The organism is Polaromonas sp. P1_F9 (genome assembly GCF_056405615.1).
In genome coordinates this window covers 25,026-45,221 of sequence record NZ_JBFUBT010000009.1, presented here as the reverse complement: position 1 = coordinate 45,221, position 20,196 = coordinate 25,026, and the positions used below count along the sequence as shown (strand labels likewise).

Here is a 20,196-nt window from a genome sequence, read left to right as displayed (position 1 = left end):
CCCCACCTTACGGCAAGCGGGGGCGTTGCGGTATCAGCCGACGCGCCGTTGCCGCGGTGGCTGGATGCGTCCGGCAGACACGTTTGTGTCCGATTTCTCAAGCGAAAACGCTCTGGGGCTAATCAGTACCAGCACGAGCAGCTATAAAAAGCATAGCAAATATGCGCGACGCCGTTTCAGCGCCTACCAGTCCACCAGGCTCAGGCCGATGCTCAGAACATTGCGCTTTCGGTTGTAGTCCACGAGGCTGTCACCGTAGCCGCTGAACAGCTGCACGTGATAACGCAGGCCGGTGTAGTTGGGCGACGAGGCCGGCGCCATCATCCAGTCAAACCGGGCCGAACCGCGGGCTTCCTTGCGCAGCGAGTGGCGCAGCGTGACGCCCACCGTGTTGGCTTTGTTGATCTGCCAGCTGCCAGTGACTTCCGCGCGGCCCACATAGTTTTCGATACCGGGGTTGTCGTCATTGCCCGAGGACTCCTTGAGCCGGTCCCAGATACGCCCCTGCAGGATCAGGCCCGAGTCCTGGCCCAGTGTTTTCTCGGCGGCGCCCATCAGGTAGACGCGGTTCCAGCTGCGCGACAGCGGCAGCGACTGTCCGTTGGACTGGTGCACCAGCCCCAGGCCCGAGAGCCGGTAGTTCCAGCCACCGGCCAAAGGGATCTGGTGCGGGTAGATGTAGATCACCTCGGGCTCGTGGTCGGTGGTGCGAAACGGCCGCGAGATGCTGCCGTTGAACAGTTGCCAATAGCTTTGCTGTGTGTAGCCGAACCATATCGAGTCATGGTCGTCGTCATCGTTGTCGCCGCTTTTCAGCAGGCCTTTGGCGACCTTGGTGCGCACCGACAGCTGGATTTTGTTTTCAGTGCGCATGTAGGGCACAGAGGTCAGCGCGGTATGCCCTGCGGAGGGTGACGAGGGTTGCGTGTTCACGCTGTCGGCGGTGGAGACGGCCAGCGTGATCGGCCGGTAGCCGCGCAGCGAGAACGTATCGCAGTCGGTGCCGCGCTGCAACTCCCAGAAACGGGACAGTTCCGAGTACCTGGTGTTTTTGCAGCCGATCGGCTTGCCGTCCGGCGCTTCGGTGTTCAGTGATGGCAGCAGCAGCACCGGGGTAGCCGGCTGGCCGGTCTGGGCATTGGCCGGCGCAGTGGTCAGGCTGGGTGCGGGCGTGTTGGCCGGCGTTTGCGCATCGGCCCATTGCTGGAAGCAGGTGAGCTGCGCCGCAGGGTCGCCCTTCATGGCCTGGCAGGTTTGCCAGCCTGTGCTGGATGGGCGGTTTGCTGGCGCTGCCTGTGCATGTGCCGCAGCCGCGGCGCCAAGACCCAGGAAGGCCAGAAGCACCGTGCAAAGCGATGCAGCAGCAGGATGGAGAGATTTCAGTGGCATGGCTCGGTCTTGAAAATTGCGCTGTTCAGGGCAGCCGGGTCAGCGTGAAGGGCACATCGGGTGCATTGTCCGGGGCGCTGCTGCTGGTGTCTTTCCAGGTGCCCTTGAAGGCCTTGCCGCAAGAACCTTCGACCATTTCGCCGTTCCAGGTGCCGGTGATGCTGACATTGTCGGAGGATTCGTCGAGCAGCAACATGCCACCCTCCAGGTCACCGGCCAATGCGGCCTTGGCCGCATGTCCGGCAATGGCTTTGGAACCGGCGGCCGGCCCCAGGTCGCGGCTCACGATGCCGGCCAGGCTTTCGGCGAATTCGGCGTGGCGTTCCAGCAGCATGGTGGCGCGGGCCGGCAGGCCGGCGGGTGGGGGGTCAAAGCGCACGGCCCACAGACCATGGAGTTGTGCGGCTTTCATCTCCGTAGCGGCGGGGCACGCGGCGTCGGGTTTGGGTTGGGCCGTAGCGCTAGCGGATATTGCGCAAGCGGCGATTAAAAAAAGAGCGGGTCGAAGAAAAAGCAAAGTCATGAACAAGTGAGTGCACGGCCTGGCCGCGCGGTACGGGCTGTAGCAACGCAGCAAGGCGGACGGAGCGGCCAAGACTGCAGTGCAGGAGGTGAAACGGAAAACTCGGGCCCGCGAGTGCGGGGTTGATGCAACGCGCAGGCCGTGGAGCTTGCGCACTATCTCATGAATACATCTCAATCAGGTAAAGCACCGGCAAAAACCCGTGGCCTGAAACGGTTTGTAACCACGTCACTGAAAACGCCTTCATGCGGCCCGGCACCTGATCTCGCGCCGAATTAACCATGGAACAGGGCTGCGCTAGCGCGTCTCTGCCGCCGCTGCTGCCGCCGCAATCCCGTCCGCTGACTTCTTTGCAAACTCCGCACGCAAGGCCTTGAGCTTTTCGCGCGGGTCTTCCTTCACGGTGGCTTTGTCCAGTGCCATCTCGGCGATGAAGCGGCTGGGGGCGCCGGGAATCATGTCGCGGCCCTTCTTGCGCTTGCGCAGCCAATTCACAGCCAGCGTGCGCTGCGCGCGGGTGATACCCACATACATCAGGCGGCGCTCTTCCTGCAGGCGCAGTGCGATGCTGTCGGTGTTGACGCCGTCATCGTCTTCCAGCTTGAAGGGCAACAGGCCCTCGTTCACGCCGGCCAGCACCACGTGTGGCCACTCCAGGCCCTTGGCGGCATGCAGGGTAGAGAGCGTCACCACGTTCTGGTCACCCTCGCGTTCGCTGATGGTGGAGAGCAGCGCAATGGTCTGCACCACTTCGAGCATGGTCTTGGTTTCGGCGGCAACTACGGCGCCCGAGGCATCGTCGATCTGCCCGCCACAGCGCTGGGCCACCCAGTCGCAAAAATCCATCACGTTGGTCCAGCGTGCGGCCGCGAGTTTCTCGCTGTCTTCGCCGTCGTACAGGTGCTTCTCGTAGTCGATCTCCTTGAGCCAGTCGTTCAGGAAAACGCGCGCGTCCTCCGCGCCCACGGTGCGCTTGGCCCGGTATTCGAGGTCGTTGAGGTAGCGGCCGAACTCATGCAGCGAACCGACCGCCTTGGCCGGCAGCACTGAGCCCAGCGAGTTGCTGAAGAGCGCCTCAAACAGGCTTTGCTTCGACTGGCTCGCAAAGGTGCCGAGTGCGCCCAGCGTGGTGTGGCCGATGCCGCGCTTGGGTGTGGTCACCGCGCGCATGAACGCCGGGTCGTCGTTGTTGTTGACCAGCAGCCGCATCCAGCAGCACAGGTCCTTGATCTCGGCGCGATCGAAAAAACTTTGGCCGCCCGAGACTTTGTACGGAATGTTGGCTTTGCGAAAGGCCTTCTCGAAAGGCTTGGCCAGGTGGTTGGCACGGTACAGCACGCAAAAATCTTTCCACTCCTTGAACTGCCCACCCTCGGCCTGCAGACTGCCTTCGGCGCGCAGGCTCTGGATGCGGGCCACCACGCGTTCGGCTTCGTGCTCTTCGCTGTCGCAGTCGATCACGCGCACCGGCTCGCCTTCGCCGAGCTCGCTGAACAGCGTCTTGGGAAAGAGTTTGGGGTTGGGGCCGATCACGTTGTTGGCCGCGCGCAGGATGGCGCTGGTGGAGCGGTAGTTCTGCTCGAGCTTCACGACCTTGAGGTTGGGGTAGTCCTGCGGCAGCTTTTTCAGGTTGTCCAGCGTGGCGCCGCGCCAGCCGTAAATCGACTGGTCGTCGTCGCCCACCGCGGTGAAGCGGCCGCGCGGGCCTACCAGCAGCTTGAGCATCTCGTACTGCGTTGCATTCGTGTCCTGGTATTCGTCGACCAGAACATGGCCCAGCGACTGCTGCCATTTTTCGCGCACGCTGTCGTGCTCGCGCAGCAGCTTGAGCGGCAGGCCCACCAGGTCGTCAAAGTCGACGCTCTGGTAGGCCGTCAGGCGCTCTTCGTAGTGCGCCATGACGCGGGCAATGGCGCGCTCTTCGTCGCCATTGGCCTGCACCAGGGCTTCAGCCGCATTGAGGCCCATGTTCTTCCACAGGCTGATGGTCCATTGCCACTGCCGGGCCGTGGCCGCATCGGTGCTGCCACCTGCGTCCTTGATGATGCTGGTCACATCGTCGCTGTCCAGAATCGAGAACTGGGGTTTGAGGCCCAGCGCCGCGCCGTCCTGGCGCAGCATGCGCACACCCAAGGCGTGGAAGGTGCAGACCAGCACGCCTTTGGCGCTTTTGCCGATCAGCGCCTTGGCCCGCTCGCGCATTTCAGCGGCGGCCTTGTTGGTGAAGGTGATCGCGGCAATCTGTTCGGGCTTGAGCCCTGACTGGATCAGCCGGCCTATCTTGTGCGTGATCACCCGCGTCTTGCCGGAACCGGCGCCCGCCAGTACCAAGCAGGGACCATGCAGGTAGTTCACGGCTTCTTGTTGGGCGAGGTTCAGGCCGTGGGTCATGAAAAAGAATCGATTCCAGGGGAAAAATGCGCGGGACCGGCCTTGTCAGGTGCTGCCGGTGAACGGCAAATCATAGCGGCTGCCCTCTTTGGCGCCTGCAGCGCAGGCCTCTGCCGCGCAGCAGGTTTCATGCCGGTCGGTCGGGCCGGGTGAAAAACTGCCGCCGGATGGAACCGGCCTCAACTGCGGATTCAGGCAATAAAGGCCTGAAGGGCAATATCCACCAGCGCGGGTAGCTATTAAATTAGTAGCATTCGAGTTGGCGTGGCTTCATGCCTGCCGGCTCGCGGGGGCGAACCCGCCCTGCGTCAATGACAGTGCCTGGGCTGCCTGCTGCAGCAGCAGGCGCACGGTTTTCTGGTCGGGGCCGACATGGCGGTCTATGCGCCGTACATAAGGACAGGTCAGCGCAGCGAGTGCACTGTGGTCTGGCCCGAAGACGGGGCAGGAAATATCGGCCACACCGAAAGACTGCAGGCTGTCGCGCTCGAAATAGCCTTGCTTGCGGATGACGGCCAGCGCGGCAGCCAGCGCATCGGACTCGATCGGCACCTCGCCCTCGAGTGCCGTGTGCTGGGCCAGCATTTGCTGGGCCCGGCTGGCATCCGCGAAAGCCAGCAACACCCGGCCCGAGGCGGTATCGACCAGTCCGACGTGCACGCCGACGCGGATCGTCATGCTCCAGGTGCCTGGGCCGTTGACCTGCGCGGTGATCAGCACGTTGCCGTGGTCGTAAACGCCCATGTGGCAAGCCTGCTCCGCCTTCTGTGCGAAGGCCTCCATGACGGGAATCGCCTGGGTCACCAGCCGGTTAAGCGGTGGATGCATGTGCGCCAGCGTGAAAAGTTTCAGGCTCAGCGAATAGCGGTCGCCCGAGAGCGAACGCATGACATATTGCCGTGCCACTAACCGCTCCAGCATGCGGTAGATCTCGCTTGCGTTGCGGTCCATTTCCTTGACGATCTCCGCGCGCGTCAGGCCCTGCGGCTGGCGGGCCAGCAATTCCAGGATGTCCAGACCCTTGTCGAGTGCCGGTGCGCGGTAGCGGTCCTCCGCCAGTGGCGGGGATGCGGTGGCGCCATCGTCGTTCTGGTTCTGGTCGGCAAGGGGAGGAAAAGAATATTTTGATGTCATGGCGGCAGGGTAGGTGAAGTCAAAGGCATTGCAATTTTGATATGTAAAGCGGCGCTCTTGGTATGGCACGCGGCGTTCGCGAAGACTTTCGCCTTCATGTTTTCGATTTATTTACTTTTGCACTTAATGTTCATCAATAAATTAAATCCTGACCTAGGGAAAGTCCGGAGCTTGGAAAGATGAGCAAATTTCTATGATTCACACCGCTTCGATCCATAAGTGAATAGATTGTTCATCAATGAACTATTTGTAACAATAAGTTTCCTGATTTTGGCGCCCTCGCCCATGGTCCCGTCAGCTAGAAAAGGTTTTGTTATGCGCCCAGGACGATTTGAGAAGAAAACGATATCGGTCTTGGCGCCGGCGCCCGGACTACCGGCCTGTAGACGCCAGCCAACGGGCAAACCGGCCAACGGCGAGCCTCGCTTTGTCGCCGGTCAGCCGCTACGGGTCGACGGTGGCGCAACGATCTGAGTGACAGCGCAACTGCCCGGAACCGCTCATGACACCTCTTGTGGTCATCACCAACCTGTGCAAATCCTTTCCGGGAGGGGGCGCCCTGCACAACGCCCGGCTTGAGATCACTGCGGGCGAAGTGCATGCACTGATGGGCGAGAACGACGGCGGCAAGTCGACCCTGATGATGATCCTGGCGACCCTGCGGCGCTTCCTGAGCTTGGGGTTCATCCTCAAGCCCGCCGCCATACAGGCACCGGAACCATCCTCCATGACTATCTCCAAGGGGCTGCAAGGTTTCACCACTGCGGCTTTTAGCAGCAACACCCGTCAAAAGCTGTTGGCCTTTGCCAGCTTGCTGGGCTTGCTGATTTTCTTCAACGTGGCCTCACCGGGTTTTATGCAGCTGGCAAGCGCTCAGGCGCTTCCTCACCAGGCAAACAGCAATCCCGGGGCAGGCAATCCTTCATGAGCACCATCCAATCCATGCGTGTCATCGACGTGCGCTTTCCCACGTCGCGGCATCTCGACGGCTCGGACGCGATGAATCCGGACCCGGACTATTCGGCCGCCTATGTGGTGCTGGAAACCGGCGAGCCGGGGCTTGAAGGCCATGGCCTGACCTTCACCATCGGCCGCGGCAATGAAATCTGCCGTGCCGCCATCGAAGCCATGCGCCACCTGGTGGTCGGTCTCGACATGGACTGGGTGACCGAAGACATGGGCCGCTTCTGGCGCTACATCACCTCGGACAGCCAGTTGCGATGGATAGGCCCCGACAAGGGCGCGATCCACCTGGCGACTGCCGCCGTGGTCAATGCGGTGTGGGACCTGTGGGCCAAGCAGGAGGGCCTGCCGGTGTGGAAGCTGGTGGCCCGCATGAGCCCGGAAGAGATCGTCAGGCTGATCGACTTCCGCTACATCACCGACTGCATCACGCCGGCCGAAGCGCTGGCGCTGTTGACGCGCCAGGCTGCCGGCAAGGACGCGCGCATGAAGACGCTCGAGCAGGAAGGCTACGCCTGCTACACCACTTCCGCCGGCTGGCTGGGCTATGACGACGAAAAGCTCAGGCGCCTGGCCCAGGAGGCGGTGGACGCCGGTTTTTCGCACATCAAGCTCAAGGTGGGCCGCGACCTGCAGGACGACATCCGGCGGGTGCGCGTCGCCCGCGAGGTGCTCGGCCCCGACCGCACCCTGATGATTGACGCCAACCAGGTGTGGGATGTCAATGAGGCGATTGAGTGGCTGGGGCACCTGGGCTTTGCCAAGCCCTGGTTCATCGAGGAGCCCACCAGCCCCGACGACATCGAGGGTCACCGCCGCATCCGCGAGGCGGTGAGGGGCGACATGCAGGTCGCCACCGGCGAGATGTGCCAGAACCGCGTCATGTTCAAGCAGCTCATCATGCAGGGCGCGATTGACGTGGTGCAGATCGACGCCTGCCGCCTGGGCGGCGTCAACGAGGTGCTGGCCGTGATGTTGATGGCGGCCAAATATGGGCTCAAGGTTTGTCCGCATGCCGGCGGCGTTGGCCTGTGCGAATACGTGCAGCACCTGTCGATGATCGATTACCTCTGCATCGCCGGTACCAAGGAAGGCCGGGTGATCGAATACGTGGACCACCTGCACGAGCATTTCGTGGATCCCTGCGTGATTCGCCATGCCGCCTATATGCCTCCGCAGCGGCCAGGTTACTCGATTGAGATGAAGCGCGAATCGCTGGCGCAGTACGCCTTCAAGGGCTGATGGCTGCTAACCCCTCTTGGCTGAACCTGACCACAACCAACATCCGAGACAGGAGCACTTGATGAATTTGCACCTTCAAAACAAGATTGTCATTGTCACCGGCGGGGGCGCCGGAATTGGCGGGGCCATCAGCCTGCAGCTGGCGCGGGAGGGCGCCGTGCCGGTGATCTTCGGCCGCAGCCCCCTGCTGCCTGAATTTTCCGCGGCCTTGGGGGAGCTCGGTGCACGCCACGGGTTTTTCCAGCTCGAACTTGAAAGCGAATCGGCCTGCCGGGCCGCGGTGCAGGGCGCCGTGGCCGAATTCGGTGGCATTGATGCGCTGGTCAACAACGCCGGCGTCAACGACAGCGTCGGCCTGGACGCCGGCCCCGAGGCTTTCGAGCGATCGCTGCAGTCCAACCTGATGCATTACTACCTGATGGCGCACCTGTGCCTGGACCAGCTCAAGGCCAGGCGCGGCGCCATCGTCAACATTTCCTCCAAGACGGCGCTCACCGGGCAGGGCAACACCAGCGGCTATGTCGCGGCCAAGGCGGCCCAGCTGGGGCTGACACGCGAATGGGCTGCCGCGCTGGCGCCGCATGGCGTACGGGTCAATGCAGTGCTGCCTGCCGAAGTCATGACACCGCTCTATGAAACATGGCTCAAGACCTTTGCCGACCCTGCAGCGGCGCTGGCCAACATCACGGCCCGGATTCCCTTGGGCCAGCGCATGACGACCGACCGCGAAATTGCCGACACGGTGGTGTTCCTGCTGTCCGACCGCGCTTCGCATACCACCGGCCAGTGGATTCATCCTGATGGTGGTTATGTGCATCTGGACCGGGCCCTGCTGACCCGCTGATCGCAATGAACACGATACCCAAACGGCCGGGCCTGAAAAGCACGATGAAAGCCCGCAGCCAAGATTTTCCCCGCCCGAACCGGGTTCGCTCTGGGCAGCCATGCCGGCGAATGGGCATATCCGGACTTTTTAACTGACTCAACCTAACCATAGCAAAGAGAGACAAATCATGAAAGCTGCTTTCCGTAGTGTGTACGTCGGTGTGGCCTGCGCGGCCGCGCTGGCTCCGCAGTTCGCCTCGGCCCAGTCCAACGTCACCTTGTACGGACGTGCCGTATCCGGCCTGGCCTATATCGACAAGGTGTATGACCCGGTGGCCAATGCCAGCTTCTCTAAAGCCATGGTGGCCAGCAACCAGTGGGGCACCAGCATGTGGGGCATGAAGGGCAAAGAAGACCTGGGGGGCGGCCTGGCGGCCAACTTCCTTCTCGAAAGCGGTTTTGAACTTAAAAACGGGTCGACCGGCGGGGCACTGTTCAACCGCCGCGCCTATGTCGGTCTGTCCAACGCCAGCTGGGGCAGTTTCCGCGTCGGCAAGAACCTGTTCATCAGCAATGACGTGTGGGACCTGGACCCGACCGGCCAGCAGTGGGTGGGTAGCGCCACCCTGGTCAGGGGCCGCAGCTGGCCCCAAGCCAACAATGTGGTGGAGTATTCAACACCCGATATGGGCGGCTTTAGCGCCACCGGGCAAATCTCGTTCGGCGAACAGGCTGGCAACAGCAAGGCCCTCCGCGGCGAAGGCATATCGATGACCTATGCGAACCAGGACCTGATGCTGCGCGCCATCTATTCCGCGCGCCGTAATGCTACCGCCACCTTCACGGATGTTTTCAGCACCTCCAAGGAAACCATCATAGGCGGCACTTACAAGTTCGGCCCGGCCAAGCTGTATGCGGCCTACGACTACATCACCGCACCCGACGCGGCCCTCACCGCCGCGACCAAGCTCAAGCATGCCTGGGTTGGCGTTCGCTACGATGTAACGCCGGCGCTCACGTTGATCGGTTCGGTCTTCCACGTCAAATCTGATCGGGTGGCCGGCAAGGCCACGCTGGGCATGGTGGGTGCGGACTACAGCATGTCCAAGCGCACACTGCTGTACGCGTCATTCGGTGGCGTCAGCAACTCCAGTGGCGCCAACTTCGGGGTGGACGGGGGAATCTCGGGAAATCCGGCTGTCAACCAGGGGCAAAGAACCGTTTACGCGGGTATTGCGCACAGCTTTTAAAGGGCAACGCTGCCGAACGAGCTCCATGCGTTCGGCGGCAGGCTGACAGGTTCAGATCGGGATCACCTGACGCGGACCCGCTGGCCAGCCACTTTTGCTATAAAAAACATAGCTGCTCGCGCAGGCGATGCCTGCGCCGCAGCTATTTTTTATGCTCAATCGACGTGCAAACGGGACCGTGCTGCCCACTCGCACGCAAGGGCTGGGCGACAATCAGCGCCGTGCTCCGCATTCTTTTCGTCACTTTCCCTTTTTTCGCCCTGGTGCTGTGCGGCTACCTTGCTGCACGCCGGGGCCTGCTCCCGCAGCTGGCCATTCCCGGGCTGAACACCTTCGTGCTGTATTTCGCACTGCCCTGCATGCTGTACCGTTTTGGCGCCGGCACGCCGATTGCGCAGCTGCTGGACGCGAGCCTGGTCGCCGTCTACCTGGTGTGCGCGTTGCTGATGGTGGCCTTCACCGTGATGCTCACGCGCAAGGGCCGTATTGCATGGAACGATGCGTCTTTCGGTGCGCTGGTGGCGGCCTTTCCCAATACCGGCTTCATGGGCGTGCCGCTTCTGGTGGCGCTGCTGGGCGCGCAGGCGGCAGGCCCGGCCATTGTCACCATCCTGGTTGACTTGCTCGTGACAAGCTCGCTGTGCATCGCGCTGTCGCGGCTGGACTCGGCCGACATTCATGGCGCCGAGGTTGCCGCACAGAATGCGCTCAAGGGCGTGGCGCTCAATCCCATGCCGTGGGCCATCGTGCTGGGCGCGCTGTCGTCCGGCTTTGGTGTGATGTTGCCAGGGCCGGTAATGCAGACCGTCGGGCTGCTGGCCGATGCGGCCTCGCCGGTAGCGCTGTTCACCATTGGCGCGGTGCTGGCGCGCTCGCAGATGAACAGTATGGCTGCCACATCCCTGAAGGAGTATGTGCCGGTTGCGCTCATCAAACTGGTGGTGCACCCGGTATTGGTGGGCCTCGTCGGGTTGGGTGCCATCGCTGTGGGCGTGCCGCTGCAACCCTTCGCGCTCACCGTCATTGTACTGGTGGCGGCGTTGCCCAGCGCCAGCAATGTGGCGCTGCTGGCCGAGCGTTTCGGTGCCGACAACGGCCGCATCGCGCGCATCATCCTGTTGTCGACGGTGCTGGCCTTTTTCAGCTTTTCGGCAGCAGTGACCCTGCTGACCTGAGCCGGGTACCAGGCCTTTTCGGCTGTCGTTACAAAAAGCCTGAAAAAAAAAGGCCCCGCGCTGTCGATTCCGCTCTTTCCGTTCGTCGTACCGGTAAGAGCAGGATGTTTCTGCCCGGGTTGTCCGGGCTCTCCGCTCCCAACGCAACCCTAAAGGAGTCCGAAATGAAATTCATGGTTCTCATCAAAGCCGACAAGCACAGCGAAGCCGGCGAAATGCCCACCGAACAACTGCTGGCCGACATGGGCAAGTTCAACGAATCGCTGGTCAAGGCCGGCGTCATGCTGGCGGGCGAAGGGCTACACCCCAGCTCCAAAGGCGCGCGCGTCAAATTCTCTGGCGGCAAACGCACCGTGGTGGACGGGCCCTTCCCTGAAACCAAGGAACTGGTGGCCGGCTTCTGGATGCTGCAGGTGTCGTCGAAAGAAGAGGCGATTGAGTGGATCAAGCGCTGCCCCTTGCCGCCTGAGAGCGAAGCTGAAATCGAAATCCGCCAGGTGTTCTCGGCCGAAGACTTCGGCGCCGAGTTCACGCCTGAACTGCGAGAAGCCGAAGAACGCCTGCGCCAGCAGGTCGAAGCCCAGGCCGGCGCGCGGGGCTGAAATCCTCTGGGCCCGCGTTTGAGGTAAAAACCGGGTTCCAAGGAGATCCCACGCATGCAATACATGATCCTGCGCAAATCCGACGCGAGCACTGAAGCCGGCGAGCTGCCCGGCCCCGCACTGCTGGCCGCCATGGGCGCCTACAACGAAGAACTCGCCAAGGCCGGAATGCTGCTGGGCGGCGAGGGCCTGCAGGCAAGCTCCAAGGGCGCGCTCATCCGGTTTTCCGGTGGCAAGCCCACGGTCATCGACGGCCCCTTCACCGAAGCCAAAGAGCTGATCGCCGGTTTCACCATGATTGAGGCGGCTTCCAGAGATGAAGCACTGGAATGGCTCAAGCGCTGGCCTCAAGAGGATGCGGATGGCAATACCTCGCTGGAAATCCGCGAGGGCGGTTGTCCCGGCGGACTGCGCGGCGTCGCCGGGGAAGGCGCGCCGCCGCTGCCCGAGGGTTTGCGCCGCTTCATGATTTTGCTCAAGGCCAACGACAGGGCCGAGGCCGGCATCGTGCCCGACAGCCAGTGGCTGGGGCGCATGGCCCAACACAACGACGACGCCGTCAAGGCCGGTGTGCTGCTCATGGGCGAAGGGCTCAAGCCCAGTGCCAGCGCATCCCGCATGAAATTCACCCGGGGCAAACCCAGCGTGATGGACGGACCGTTTGCCGAGGCCAAGGAATTGCTGGCCGGTTTCTGGATCATCCAGGCGCGTTCGCTGCAGGCTGCGGTGGACTGGGCCTTGGCCTATCCCTTCCCGTTTCGCGATACGGAAGAGGTTGAGGTGGAAATCCGGCTGCTGTATGAAGCTGCCGATTTCGCACAGGCCTGACGCCCGGGAACGGTGGTCAAAAATATTTTTGATTTTTTTGGCTGGGCATGTCGATTTCGCGGTTTTCGTTCGTCGTACCGGTGAGCAGGCGTTTTTTGGGGGCCAGACCGGCCCGATAAACCCGGCGCTCGCCATTTATCAAAGTGAACGAACACTAAAAAGGGATTTATATGTTCAAGACCATTGCCATCATTGCCGCCGTCGTTATCGTGCTTTTTGTCGTGACAGTGCTGGTGCTTGCCTCCAACAAGCCCGACACCTTCCGCGTGCAGCGCCAGACCACGATCCAGGCGCTGCCTGAAAAAATCTTCCCGCTGATCAACGACTACAAACAGTGGGGCGCCTGGTCGCCCTGGGAGAAGAAAGACGCGGCCATGAAGCGCAGCTTCAGTGGCCCGGCCACCGGCAAGGGCTCGGCTTACGCCTGGGAAAGCAAGGAAGTCGGCTCCGGCGACATGCTGGTCACCGAGTCCGTGCCGTCCTCCCTGATCAAGATTGACCTGAACTTCACCAAGCCCTTCGAGGCCCACAACAAGGTGGTCTTCACCATCCAGCCGCAGGCCGGCGGCAGCGTCGTGAACTGGGAGATGGCGGGCCCCGCGCCGCTGATTTCCCGGGTCATGCATGTCTTCTTCAACATCGACAAGATGGTGGGCAAGGATTTCGAAGCCGGCCTGGCCGACCTGAAGGCTGCTGCAGAAAAGTAAGCCCGGCTCACCCGCCCCACACTCAAGGAGTATTCAAATGCGATTCATGATGCTGATGATCCCCAAAGGCTACGAAACCGCCACTGCAGGCACCATGCCCAGTGCCGACGCCGTCGCCGCGATGATGAAGTACAACGAAGAACTGCAAAAAGCCGGCGTGCTGCTCGCGCTGGACGGCCTGCACCCGCCTTCCATGGGTGCTCGCGTCACCTTTCCCGGTGGCAAGGCCCATGTCAAAGACGGCCCTTTTGCCGAAGCCCGTGAAGTGCTGGGGGGCTACTGGATGATCAATGTGGCTTCGCGTGCCGAGGCCGTCGAGTGGGCCTCGCGCTGCCCCGGTGGTGAAAATGAAATGATCGAAGTGCGCCAGGTGCAGGAGATGTCGGACTTCCCGCCCGACGTGCAGGAAGCTGCAGCTGGCTTCACCGAGATGCAGCAAGCGCCGAGCGGAAAAATCGGAAGCAAGGGCGCCTGAAGCCGCATGGCGTCGCATGAAACCCACCGTGCCATCGACGCCGTATGGCGCATCGAATCGGCCAAGGTCATCGCCAAGGTTGCGCGCATGGTGCAAGAGGTGGGCCTGGCCGAAGAGATCGCGCAGGACGCGCTGGTCACGGCGCTGGAGCGCTGGCCCAAGACGGGCGTGCCGGACAACCCGGGCGCCTGGCTTATGGCCGTGGCCAAGCACCGTGCCATTGATTACTTGCGGCGGCGCAAGCTGCTGGCGCTCAAGCATGAAGAGCTGGGCCATGAACTCGAGCTGGAGCAGGAAATGGCTTTCGCCGACGTAGACGAGTCCGGCTCCGGCGACGACGGCGCCGACGACTACGGCGACGATCTGCTGCGCCTGATCTTCACCGCCTGCCACCCGGTGCTCTCGACCGAGGCGCGCATCGCGCTCACGCTGCGGCTGTTGGGCGGCCTGAGCACCGACGAGATTGCGCGTGCCTTCCTCGTGCCCGAACCCACCGTGGCCCAGCGCATCGTGCGCGCCAAACGCACGCTGGCCGAGGCGCGTGTGCCCTTTGAAGTGCCCGGCCCTGAAGAGCGCGGCGCCCGGCTGGCTTCGGTGCTGGAAGTTATCTACCTGATCTTCAATGAGGGCTATTCAGCCACCTCGGGCGGCGACTGGATGCGGCCCGCGCTGTGCGACCAGGCCTTGCGGCTGGGGCGCGTGCTGGCCGAACTCGCGACGCAGGAGCCTGAGGTTCATGGCCTGGTGGCGCTGATGGAAATCCAGGCCTCGCGCGCCAGGGCGCGCACCGGGCCTTCGGGTGAGCCCATCTTGTTGCTGGAACAAAACCGCGCAAGCTGGGACCACATCCTGATACGCCGCGGCCTTGCGGCGCTGGCGCGTGCAGAGGCACTGGGCGGCGCGCTGGGGCCGTACGCGCTACAGGCCGCGATCGCTGCCTGCCATGCGCGCGCGCCCACCGGCGCCGACACCGACTGGTATCGAATTGCCGCGCTCTACGACGCGCTGGCGCAGCTCATGCCGTCACCGGTGGTGGAACTCAACCGCGCCGTCGCGCTGGCGATGGCTTTCGGCCCTGCGACGGGGCTGGAGGTGGCCGATGCGCTGCTGGCCGAGCCCTTGATGAAAAACTACCATCTGCTGCCCAGCGTACGTGCCGACTTTCTGTTCAAGCTCGGCCGGCTCGAAGAAGCCCATGCGGAGTTCGAACGCGCCGCGTCGCTCACGCGCAACCTGCGCGAACGCGAGCTGCTGCTGGCGCGCGCCGCAGCCTGCGCGCCGGGCTCCACACCGCGCCTTTCCTGACGCGTGTTTACGGTGCCGGTCTGCGGCCGCCCAGCATGCAGGCGATGGCCGACAGCTGGAGCAGCACCGTTGCGCCGAAGTAAAGGCCTGTGCCCGCACCGAGATGCACCGGACTCCCACTGGCGGTGACCAGCAGCAGGGCAAAGGTGGCCGGCGCCAGTGCCCACAGCCCTTGCGACATCGCGACGATCAGTGCCACCACGCGCGCCACGTCTTCCTTGACAAATTCCACCTGTGCCACCAGCGGCGGCAGCGAGGTCGCATTGCCGATGCCGACGCCAAACAGCACAACGCCCAGCAGGATCAGCGTGGTCTGGTGTTCTGCCGCGCAGGCCAGTAACAGTGAGCCGGTGATCTGCACCGCGTAGCTCATGCTGGCGATCAGGCGCCGGTCGGCACCGGTCGGCATACATTTAGCGACGATGGTACGGCCGCCGATGGCACAAGCGGTAGCCAACGCCATCGCCAGACCCGCGCCTTGAGCCCCCATGGCCGACACCAGCAGCGAATACAAATGAGTGATCAAACCGGCCTGGGCGAACATGCTCAGCGCCATCGCCGCAGCCAGTGTGCGAAAGCTCCGGTCGCGCCACAACAGGCGGCCCGGCAAGGGTTTGGCATGCGCAGAGGTGACGGTGCGCGAGGGTGTGCCCGGTGCGTCACCGTCAGGCTGCTGGCCCATGCGTTCCGGCGTTTGCGTGATGACGTAAAAACACAGGCAGACCACCACGGCCAGCATGGCCGCGCCCACCAGCAAGGTGGCGGCGGTAAAACCCATCGCGGCGATCAGCGCGCCCCACAGCGGCGAGAAAATCACACCCCCAAGGCTGGCGCCGTTATAGGCCTTGGCTAAGGCCATGGGCCGGCCGCGCACAAACCAGGGCGAGATGATGGCGTTGATCCCCGCCGCGCCCATGGTGACCCAGCCGCCGCCCGTCAGCACCGCCGCCACAAACAGCTGCCAGGGCTGCACAGCCAGCGCCCAGCCCAACAGGCCGACGGCCAGCGCTGCGCAGCCTGCGGCGGTAGTGGCCGCCACACCCAGCCGGGCGTGGATGCGCGGCAGGCAGGCCACCACCCCCGCGCCAAAGAGAAAGTGAAACGTCACCGCACCCGACACCAGCGGCAACGCCCAGCCGGTGCGCGCGATCACCGCATGCAGAAAAATCGCCGGGCTGTAAAAGCCCACGCCCCAGCCGAAGATGGCCAGCACAAAGGCGGCGCGCACGACGGTGGTTCCGTAGAAGGCGCGTGGCGCCGGCGGCTGAAGGGCTGGGTTCATTGGCAGTTCCATGAAGTTCTCCTTGTCAGAAGGCAGCGGCTGCTGCATGGCCTTCATGGTGCGGCGATGCCCCACTGTGATGCTTCGTCACGGAGCGAAGCTTGGGTCGCGCGATGCTGCTAAGGTTGACCCTACAAGGCGTCAAACATCATGATGAATACCAACCAAATTGCGCACATCGCTTCGCTGGTCGGCGAGCCGGCCCGCACCGCCATGCTGATGGAGCTGCTGGACGGCCGCTCGCTCACCGCCCACGAACTGGCCGGCGTCGGCAACGTGTCGCCGCAAACCGCCAGCCGCCACCTCGCGCTGCTGGTCGAAGGCGGCCTGCTGCGCGTGGAGCAACACGGCCGCCACCGCTACCACCGCCTGGCCTCGGTGGAGGTGGCGCGCGTGCTCGAAGGCATCACGCAGCTCGCCTCACAAAACGCGCCCGCGCCACGCCGCGCCGTAGTGCCCGGCCCCAAAGACGCCGCCATGCGCATGGCCCGCAGCTGCTATGACCACATCGCCGGCCGCCTCGGCGTGGCCATTGCCCACCATCTGGTGGCCGAGGGCGCCATCACGTTTGATGGCGAAGCTGGCCACGTGACCGCCAAGGCTGGTAGCGTGCTGGCGCGCCTGGGCATTGACCTATCGACTTCGCCAACCAGCATCAACACCAAGCGGCCTTACTGCCGGCCGTGCCTCGACTGGAGCGAGCGCCGTTTTCATGTGGCCGGGCAATTGGGTACGCTGATCTGCGTGCATTGCCTGGACAGTGGCTGGCTAATGCGCCGCCAGGGCCTGCGCGCGCTGGAGATCACGCCCAGGGGTGTGATGGCGCTGCGTGGCTGGATGGGGCAGGAGAGCTGGCGGCAGGTGACCGAGGGCGATGCTTTTCCTGCGCGGCAAGTGCCGCGGCCCATGGCCGCCTGAACCCGTCACATGTGCGGATCCGTGCGCTTCGCAAGAGCCGTCAGAGCTATCATTCACTCATGATCGCCGCCATTCTTGTCGCTCTCGTCGGATTTTTTGCAGGCGGCTGCCTCGGTGTGGTGCTTGGGTTTTCCGCAGCGTCGCACAAAGATGTCTTGCAAGGCGTCCGTCCAACAACGAAGAATCGGCTGATCCTCTTCCTGGCACGCCCCACGCGCGAAATGAAGCTTTTGGAAGCAATTGTCTTCCTGCTCCTCATGCTTGTTTGGCTGGCTGTCTTCTTTGGCCTCGTTGCCGCACCGGCCATCGCCTCCACGCGTCTTTCGGGTGATAGCCCACCGCTCATCCTCTTGGCCTATGGCTGCGCCGCGGTCGCCTGGTGGGTCGGCCAGAAGTTTGGGGCTCACGCATGGAGCACCATGTCGTGAAAGATGCCGCCTAGTCCTTCCATCGAGCAGACAAGCATGCGCTGCCCGCCACTCCGTCAAATCGCGATCGGATCCACATCAATCGCCCAGCGAATCAGACTTTTGAATTCCGTCTGCTGGCGCGTTTCAAACAGCACCGGCTGCCACGCCGCCAGGAAGCGCTGCAGGGCTGCGCGTGATGGGCTTTCGACCAGCATTTGCGCTCGCTCGATATTGGCCACGCGCTGTATTGTCATCGGCACGGCCGGGTAAGCGGTGACCTGTCCGTGGCCTGTGAGCTGCTGCGCTTCAGCCTGGGCCGCTGCTGCGTTCAGGAATCCTTGCGCCACATCCTGCGCGCGTGCCTCGGCGCGGACCAGCGCTGAAAAGCCAAAGGGTGACATCCCTGCTGCCTCGCGCTCTGCGAGTTGCTGGTCGGCAAAACCCGGGTAGTCGTGTTTTTTGAGCGCTTCAAACAGCGGATGGGTGGGGTGAAAGGTCTGCACCCACATCTCGCTGGCGTCGCTGTGCCGGGCGTCGCGGCCGGCGCGGCCGCCGGCTTGCATCAAGAGACTGAAGAGGCGCTCAGGCGCGCGGAAGTCGCTGGAGAACAGCGCCCCGTCAGGGTTGATGGCCGCCACCAACGTGATGTGCCGGAAGTCGTGGCCCTTGGCGATCATCTGCGTGCCGACCAGCACGTCGACTTCGCCGGCATGCACGCTGGCCAGTTGCGATTCGAGCGCCCCTTTGAGCCGCGTCGTGTCGGCGTCGATGCGGGCGATGCGCGGCGGCTCGCCGTCCGGTCGCTTCACGGCGGCCAGCAATTCGGCCAAATGTTCTTCCAGCCGCTCGGTGCCGCGCCCAACGGGTGCGATGTCGATGTTGCCGCAGGCCGGGCAGGCGCGTGGCACGCGTTCGGTGAAGCCGCAGTGATGGCAGCGCAGGGTGCGGTCTATCTTGTGGAAGACGCGGTAGGCGCTGCAGTGCGGGCACTCGCTTTTCCAGCCGCAGTCGTGGCAGGCCAGCACAGGTGCATAGCCGCGCCGGTTCAGGAAGATCAGTGACTGCTCGCCCCGCGCCACCCGTTGTGCGATGGCATCCAGCAGCGGCGGCGCAATCACGCAGTGCTTGGGCTGGTGGTTCATGTCCACGCGCCGAACTGTGGGCAGGCCTCCTGAGGAGATCGTTGCTGAGGAATTTTCCGACGGGCCGCCCCTAGGAAAATTGGCCCCCTCGGGGGGCAGCGCATTACGCGAAGCGAAAAGCGTGGGGGCCGAAATTTCCGACGGGCCGCCCCTAGGAAAATTGGCCCCCTCGGGGGGCAGCGCATTACGCGAAGCGAAAAGCGTGGGGGCCGAAATTTCCGACGGGCCGCCCCTAGGAAAATTGGCCCCCTCGGGGGGCAGCGCATTACGCGAAGCGAAAAGCGTGGGGGCCACGTCACCGATGCGTTCACTCATCGTGAGGCGTTGATAACGGCCAGCCAAGGTAGCCTGCCAGCTTTCCAGCGACGGTGTTGCCGAGCCCAGCAGCACGCGGCAAGGACCATGGTCATGCGTGGCGTCCTCGGTCTCTATCTTGGCGCGGTAGACCGCCAGGTCGCGGGCGGAATAGCGTGCGCCCTCTTGTTGCTTGTAGCTTGGGTCGTGCTCCTCGTCGACCACCAGCAGGCGCAGATTCGGCATGGAGGCAAACACCGCCATGCGCGTGCCCAGCACCAGGCGCGCATGGCCGGCGTGGGCCGCCAGCCAGCTTTTCAGCCGCTGGGCTGGGGTCAGGCCGCTGTGCAAGGCCACCACGCGCTCTTTGCCCAGGTGGGCAAACCGTTCTTCAAAGCGCGATTGCAACTGGGGCGTGAGGTTGATCTCGGGCACCATCACCAGCACCTGGGCTGTGGGGTCCTGCTCCAGCACGCGGGCCGCGGCGCGCAGGTAGACCTCGGTTTTGCCGCTGCCGGTGGCGCCGAACAGCAGCGCGGGCCGGGTATCGTTGTCAAATTCAGCCAGGGCAAGAGCCTGCTGCGCACTGAGCGGCATCAGCGCCGCGGTGTCCTGCTGGCCGCTGGTGTCCGCAACCGGGCGCTTGAGCCGCCGCGCCAGCTGAACATTGCTCAGGTCGCGCAGTTGCGGCGGCAATGCCGCCAGCGCTACCTCGCCCAGGGAGCGCTGGTAATAAGCGGCGGTGAACGTCACCAGTTTTTGCCAGGTCGCCGAAAGAGGCTGCAGCCCTTCCAGCACACCGGTGACATGACGCGTCTGTATTTCCAGCAGCGTTCCACTGTCAGGTACGACTTCCCACACCACCCCAAGGACTTCGCGTTTACCCAGCGGCACGCGCACCAGGGCACCCACGGCAAGCGGCAACTCGCTTTGGTAGGTCAGTGGCCCGGCAATGGAACTGTGCGCGGGCGCGGCAACGGCAACTTGAAGCCAATAGCTCATTTGGAGTAACTAAATGTGTTTACTTCTTGAGAAGTACATCCAGATAGTGCGCTAAGTCCTTGATTTACCATCGCTTTACAGATTTCCAGATTTTCTGTGGATAACTTTGTTGATAGCTTGCTGTGGCGCGTCGCGAAGCCTTGTAAATCAAGGCTTTTCTTAAACTGCCCGGAAAAAAAGCAATTTAAAGTCTCTATATAAATCAACAACTTACGTCCGCTATTGCTTTGATAGCGAAGCATGCCGCCTGCGTTCACCATTGCGGCACCGCAACACGAATTTTGTGCATAAGTCCGGGCGCCATCGCCCGGTTTTGTGCTAGCCATGGTTGAAATCATT

General features: G+C 63.1%; 19 protein-coding genes. 12 read left to right on the top strand and 7 right to left on the bottom strand.

Features of this window, described 5'->3' with window-relative positions:
- Nucleotides 1-183 precede the first annotated feature (183 nt).
- The 4 genes from AC1DYR_RS20955 to AC1DYR_RS20940 form a co-directional block, all read right to left on the bottom strand.
- The gene (locus tag AC1DYR_RS20955; protein WP_477706789.1) at nucleotides 184-1,389 is read right to left on the bottom strand and encodes a phospholipase A; all 1,206 of its coding nucleotides are present in this window, start codon (nucleotides 1,387-1,389) and stop codon (nucleotides 184-186) included.
- A gap of 25 nt (nucleotides 1,390-1,414) precedes the next feature.
- Complete coding sequence (locus AC1DYR_RS20950) at nucleotides 1,415-1,801, bottom strand: hypothetical protein (RefSeq protein ID WP_477706788.1); 387 nt, start codon at nucleotides 1,799-1,801, stop codon at nucleotides 1,415-1,417.
- Between the two features lie 408 nt (nucleotides 1,802-2,209).
- Nucleotides 2,210-4,303 carry an ATP-dependent helicase gene (locus AC1DYR_RS20945; RefSeq protein WP_477706787.1) on the bottom strand — a complete coding sequence of 698 codons (2,094 nt, stop codon included), beginning with the start codon at nucleotides 4,301-4,303 and terminating at the stop codon, nucleotides 2,210-2,212.
- 270 nt (nucleotides 4,304-4,573) lie between these two features.
- Complete coding sequence (locus AC1DYR_RS20940) at nucleotides 4,574-5,437, bottom strand: IclR family transcriptional regulator (RefSeq protein ID WP_477647062.1); 864 nt, start codon at nucleotides 5,435-5,437, stop codon at nucleotides 4,574-4,576.
- A gap of 502 nt (nucleotides 5,438-5,939) precedes the next feature.
- Between AC1DYR_RS20940 and AC1DYR_RS20935 the strand changes: the two genes are divergently transcribed.
- From AC1DYR_RS20935 to AC1DYR_RS20890, 10 genes are all read left to right on the top strand, one after another.
- Entirely contained in the window at nucleotides 5,940-6,365 is a 426-nt protein-coding gene (locus AC1DYR_RS20935) for an ATP-binding cassette domain-containing protein (protein ID WP_477706786.1), read from the top strand.
- The gene (locus AC1DYR_RS20930; RefSeq protein ID WP_477706785.1) at nucleotides 6,362-7,642 is read left to right on the top strand and encodes an L-fuconate dehydratase; all 1,281 of its coding nucleotides are present in this window, start codon (nucleotides 6,362-6,364) and stop codon (nucleotides 7,640-7,642) included. Before AC1DYR_RS20935 ends, AC1DYR_RS20930 begins: the two co-directional genes overlap by 4 nt.
- Before the next feature lie 61 nt (nucleotides 7,643-7,703).
- Complete coding sequence (locus tag AC1DYR_RS20925; RefSeq protein ID WP_477706784.1) at nucleotides 7,704-8,486, top strand: L-fucose dehydrogenase; 783 nt, start codon at nucleotides 7,704-7,706, stop codon at nucleotides 8,484-8,486.
- A 169-nt stretch (nucleotides 8,487-8,655) separates the two neighbouring features.
- Complete coding sequence (locus tag AC1DYR_RS20920; RefSeq protein WP_477706783.1) at nucleotides 8,656-9,717, top strand: porin; 1,062 nt, start codon at nucleotides 8,656-8,658, stop codon at nucleotides 9,715-9,717.
- A 221-nt stretch (nucleotides 9,718-9,938) separates the two neighbouring features.
- The gene (locus tag AC1DYR_RS20915; RefSeq protein WP_477706782.1) at nucleotides 9,939-10,892 is read left to right on the top strand and encodes an AEC family transporter; all 954 of its coding nucleotides are present in this window, start codon (nucleotides 9,939-9,941) and stop codon (nucleotides 10,890-10,892) included.
- A 164-nt stretch (nucleotides 10,893-11,056) separates the two neighbouring features.
- A complete protein-coding gene (locus AC1DYR_RS20910) occupies nucleotides 11,057-11,494 on the top strand; it encodes a YciI family protein (protein WP_477706781.1) in 438 nt (145 codons plus the stop codon).
- A 54-nt stretch (nucleotides 11,495-11,548) separates the two neighbouring features.
- Nucleotides 11,549-12,322, top strand: a complete 774-nt coding sequence (locus AC1DYR_RS20905; protein ID WP_477706780.1) for a YciI family protein — start codon at nucleotides 11,549-11,551, stop codon at nucleotides 12,320-12,322.
- A gap of 170 nt (nucleotides 12,323-12,492) precedes the next feature.
- Entirely contained in the window at nucleotides 12,493-13,029 is a 537-nt protein-coding gene (locus AC1DYR_RS20900; RefSeq protein ID WP_477706779.1) for an SRPBCC family protein, read from the top strand.
- A 37-nt stretch (nucleotides 13,030-13,066) separates the two neighbouring features.
- Nucleotides 13,067-13,504 (top strand): YciI family protein, encoded by a 438-nt coding sequence (locus AC1DYR_RS20895; RefSeq protein ID WP_477706778.1) that lies wholly within the window; start codon nucleotides 13,067-13,069, stop codon nucleotides 13,502-13,504.
- A 6-nt stretch (nucleotides 13,505-13,510) separates the two neighbouring features.
- The gene (locus AC1DYR_RS20890) at nucleotides 13,511-14,809 is read left to right on the top strand and encodes an RNA polymerase sigma factor (RefSeq protein WP_477706777.1); all 1,299 of its coding nucleotides are present in this window, start codon (nucleotides 13,511-13,513) and stop codon (nucleotides 14,807-14,809) included.
- Between the two features lie 7 nt (nucleotides 14,810-14,816).
- Here the strand turns inward: AC1DYR_RS20890 and AC1DYR_RS20885 are convergent, their stop codons facing one another.
- Nucleotides 14,817-16,103: an MFS transporter gene (locus AC1DYR_RS20885; RefSeq protein WP_477706776.1), complete on the bottom strand. Its 1,287-nt coding sequence runs from the start codon at nucleotides 16,101-16,103 to the stop codon at nucleotides 14,817-14,819.
- A gap of 141 nt (nucleotides 16,104-16,244) precedes the next feature.
- Here AC1DYR_RS20885 and AC1DYR_RS20880 point away from each other — a divergent pair, with 141 nt between their 5' ends.
- Nucleotides 16,245-17,009 (top strand): ArsR/SmtB family transcription factor, encoded by a 765-nt coding sequence (locus AC1DYR_RS20880; RefSeq protein ID WP_477706828.1) that lies wholly within the window; start codon nucleotides 16,245-16,247, stop codon nucleotides 17,007-17,009.
- 59 nt (nucleotides 17,010-17,068) lie between these two features.
- Complete coding sequence (locus AC1DYR_RS20875; RefSeq protein ID WP_477706775.1) at nucleotides 17,069-17,437, top strand: hypothetical protein; 369 nt, start codon at nucleotides 17,069-17,071, stop codon at nucleotides 17,435-17,437.
- A 56-nt stretch (nucleotides 17,438-17,493) separates the two neighbouring features.
- On the opposite strand, the gene priA is transcribed toward AC1DYR_RS20875, so the two are convergent.
- Together priA and AC1DYR_RS20865 are read right to left on the bottom strand one after the other, a co-directional pair.
- Nucleotides 17,494-19,857, bottom strand: coding sequence for a replication restart helicase PriA (priA, locus tag AC1DYR_RS20870; protein ID WP_477706774.1), 2,364 nt, complete (start codon nucleotides 19,855-19,857; stop codon nucleotides 17,494-17,496).
- The gene (locus AC1DYR_RS20865) at nucleotides 19,854-20,195 is read right to left on the bottom strand and encodes a hypothetical protein (protein WP_477706773.1); all 342 of its coding nucleotides are present in this window, start codon (nucleotides 20,193-20,195) and stop codon (nucleotides 19,854-19,856) included. The genes priA and AC1DYR_RS20865 overlap by 4 nt, the downstream gene beginning before the upstream one ends.
- Nucleotide 20,196: the final 1 nt, after the last annotated feature.